Annotated in this window: 5 protein-coding genes; 2 read left to right on the forward strand and 3 right to left on the reverse strand. The window is 69.7% G+C overall.

Annotated features, from left to right (window positions below; translation table 11 throughout):
* Positions 1-195, reverse strand: a 195-nt coding sequence (locus ACYVIP_RS44845; protein WP_460407366.1) for a hypothetical protein, incomplete at its 3' end; no start/stop codon positions are given.
* Between the two features lie 121 nt (positions 196-316).
* On the opposite strand from ACYVIP_RS44845, the gene ACYVIP_RS44850 reads away from it, so the two are divergent.
* Positions 317-1,150, forward strand: coding sequence for a helix-turn-helix domain-containing protein (locus tag ACYVIP_RS44850; RefSeq protein ID WP_460407368.1), 834 nt, complete (start codon positions 317-319; stop codon positions 1,148-1,150).
* A gap of 2 nt (positions 1,151-1,152) precedes the next feature.
* Positions 1,153-1,329 (forward strand): DUF397 domain-containing protein, encoded by a 177-nt coding sequence (locus ACYVIP_RS44855; protein WP_460407370.1) that lies wholly within the window; start codon positions 1,153-1,155, stop codon positions 1,327-1,329.
* Here ACYVIP_RS44855 and ACYVIP_RS44860 read toward each other — a convergent pair.
* Together ACYVIP_RS44860 and ACYVIP_RS44865 are read right to left on the reverse strand one after the other, a co-directional pair.
* Positions 1,311-2,459 carry a siphovirus ReqiPepy6 Gp37-like family protein gene (locus ACYVIP_RS44860; RefSeq protein WP_460407372.1) on the reverse strand — a complete coding sequence of 383 codons (1,149 nt, stop codon included), beginning with the start codon at positions 2,457-2,459 and terminating at the stop codon, positions 1,311-1,313. The genes ACYVIP_RS44855 and ACYVIP_RS44860 overlap by 19 nt on opposite strands.
* A 20-nt stretch (positions 2,460-2,479) precedes the next feature.
* The coding region (locus ACYVIP_RS44865; protein WP_460407373.1) for a phage distal tail protein at positions 2,480-3,007 on the reverse strand (528 nt) is incomplete at its 5' end.

Consider the following 3,007-nt stretch of genomic DNA (forward strand, 5'->3'; position numbering starts at 1 on the left):
CACCCCACCCCGGACGGCCGGCTCGCCGGGGGCGATGGATGCCGACCGAAGCCTCTGTGCCTGGTACTCGCGCTCATCGGCGCGCAGGCCCAGCTCGACGAGCGCGTAGGGGATCGCGACGAGCAGCACCCCGACGATCCCCGTCCCGACGGCCCACAAAATGTTGGCCCACAGTGGATAGTCGACGGTGGCCATAGCATCTCCTGCCGGGTCTGACCTGCGATGATGTGCGATCATGACTTGGTAACGCTCGTACCCGGAACCGTAAATCGTTTCCGGAAAAAAAGTCAAGGCCCCTACCCCGATAGGAGGATGAATGCCGCGCAAGTCGCCCAACGCGAAGACCAAGGGCCTCGGCGCCCAGCTACGTGCCCTGCGCAAGCAGGCCGGCGTGAACATCGAGACCGCGGCCGCCGCGCTCGGCAAGAGCAAGCAGATCGTCAGCCGGTTGGAGACCGGCCACCGGTCCATCTCGCCGGACGAGGTCGCCGGTCTCCTCGCCCTCTACCGGGTGGTTGGGCCGCGCCGCGAGCAGCTGCTCGCGCAGGCGCGCACGCTCGATGACCCGGGCTGGTGGGAGCTGCCGATGCCGGGCATGACGAGGGACTCGGCGACGCTGGCCGACTACGAGGAGGCTGCAGTCCGGATCACGTCGTGGGCGCCGCTGCTCCCGCCCGGCCTTCTCCAGACCGAGGACTACGCGCGCGCCTACATGCGGGAGGATGGGATCCCGGCCGACCAGATCGAGGGCCGCATCACCGGCAGGCTGCGCCGTCAGGCGAGGCTGCGGCGTGCCGACGTCGAGTATCTGGCGCTGATCGGCGAGCCTGCGCTGCACGGCACCGGCGCCGTCTACCGGGAGCAGCTCGACGCGCTCGCCGAGGCCGCTGGGCGGCCGAACATCGCGATCCGGGTGGTGCCCGGCGATGCCATCCCGCTGCACGCGCGTCTCGGCGGCTGGCTCGTCGCCGAGCCTGCGACCGGCACGACCGTGGTGCATGTCGAGATGCTGCGCGGCGGGGTGTTCCTCGACGAGGACGCCCTGACCGGCCCGTACCTCCAAACCGTTATCCGGCTCGACTCGCTGGCGCGCGATGAGTCAGACTCGCTGAGGACGATCGTCCAGCAGCGAGACAGGATGGAGATCTGAACATGGAGTACACGGCGGCCACGTGGCGGAAGTCGTCGCGGTCGGGGTCGCACTCCGACTGCGTCGAGGTGCATCCGGCCGGCGCGGTGCGGGACAGCAAGGCACCCGGCGCGGGCGTCTTGCGTGTCGATCTCGGCGCGCTCGTCGGCGCGGTGAAGGGTCAGCGCTTTTCCAGCTGACCCACGCGGCGCTCAAGGTCGACCACCGTCGGTCTCTGCCGGCCCCTGGCCATCGTGCTGAGACCGACGGTGCCGATCCTCGGGCGGATCTTCTTCCCTTCCCCGCGGGAGTTGGTGATCTCGACCTCCCGGATCACCTCGTCGATGGTGAGGCCGTCGATGATCCCCACGGTGACGACGTCGCCGAGCCCGTAGTGCTCGCCGTACCGCAGCGTGGGCGAGTCGATCGGCTCGACCTCGACCGTGCGGACCTCGGCGCGCTCGGTCAGGCGGGTCGTGGCGCCCTGCGTCAGCTCGACACCGCTGTCCGAATCGCTCGCGCTCCGGTAGTCGTAGAACTCCTCCAGCCGGCCCCAGTCCGACACGGCGGCCGCGTCGATGACCGCGGTGAACTCCCTCGCCGTCTCCTCGCCTCGGCCGCCGGCGACCATGACGGTGGCCTCGGGGGCGACCATCTCCCACGTCAACGACCGGATGTTTCGTAAGCCCAAGCTGAACCGCGCCGGGCCGCGCAGGTCCTGCGGGAGGTAGACCACAAAGGACTTGTTGAGTTCCAACGCGTTGTCGATCCGGTAGCCGAGCTCCACCCCGGACACCGCGCCCGCGACCGCGATCTTCTCGAGCACCTCCAGCAGCGGATCGAACCTCGCGCGCCAGGTGCCGCTCGCGCCGACGGTCGGGTCCGCGGCGACGGTGAGGTTGGGGACGCGGCGGCCGGTCGAGGCTGCGCTGGGGCCGGCGTTGGCGTCGACGAACAGCCTGATGATCGTCGAGGCGACCCCGGTGCGCACGTTGTAGGCCGAGGTCTGGTTGGTGATCGACTGCGTCGGCGACGGCCACGCCTCCCGCTTCTGCAGATAGATCATGTCGTCCGTGCCGCCCAGGGTGAGCAGCGCCCGGTTCCCGTTGCGTCCCTTGGTGATCTGGATGCGTGCGCGGCGCACCGGCCCCGAGATGATGGTGCCGTCGCTGTCGGTGATCCGGATCCGCCACCCAGGTTGCGCGACCTGAGCGTGCTGGGGGGTGAGGGCGCAGACGACCTGCCACGTGCCGACGCCGCGGTGCCGGCTGATCGCGGTGTACTCGGTCCACCTGATCGTGCCCCGAGGTTTGCCGGTGGGGTCAACCATCCACACAGTGTCCACAGTGGTCACCAAGCCGATCGGTAGAGCGGGAAGAACGAGCACTGCACCGACGACCCGGCCGCCGCGCCAGTGAGGGCCAGCGAGACGGCGGTGTCGCCGGGCGGCACCTGCCACAGCGTCGGCGACCCGGTCAGCTTGTCCCACCAGTCGACGCCGTCGAGGGTGATGGACTGCTGGCCGGGCTCGGTCACGATCACGAGGGTGCCGCTGGCCAGATCCCCCACCAGGTCCAAGGTTTCGCCGGTCGTCGTGTTGTCCAGGGAGACGGCGGTACCCGGTCCGGTGACTGTCCACGTGGGCCACGCGTCGACATCGCCCGGATTGGTGAGGGTGGCGTCGCCCAGCACCGCGCCCGCGCCGAGCTTCAACGGTAGGATGGGGAACCATTTCACGCCGGTCGGATACGCGAACCGCAGCGTGATCGGGGTCGGGTCGTGCCAGTGCGCATCCGGGGCGTACAACTCCAGCACCAGCCGGTACCACGTCGTGTCGCCGCCGGTGTCCTTGTCCTCCCAGCCCTCCAGCCCGCCCGC

This window comes from Actinophytocola sediminis (genome assembly GCF_054779715.1).

What these genes read in the sequence shown, in the direction of transcription:
- ACYVIP_RS44850 (WP_460407368.1), top strand. Translation starts at nt 317, where the DNA reads ATGCCGCGCAAGTCGCCCAACGCGAAGACCAAGGGCCTCGGCGCCCAG.
- ACYVIP_RS44855 (WP_460407370.1), top strand. Translation starts at nt 1,153, where the DNA reads ATGGAGTACACGGCGGCCACGTGGCGGAAGTCGTCGCGGTCGGGGTCG.
- ACYVIP_RS44860 (WP_460407372.1), bottom strand. Translation starts at nt 2,459, where the DNA reads ATGGTTGACCCCACCGGCAAACCTCGGGGCACGATCAGGTGGACCGAG.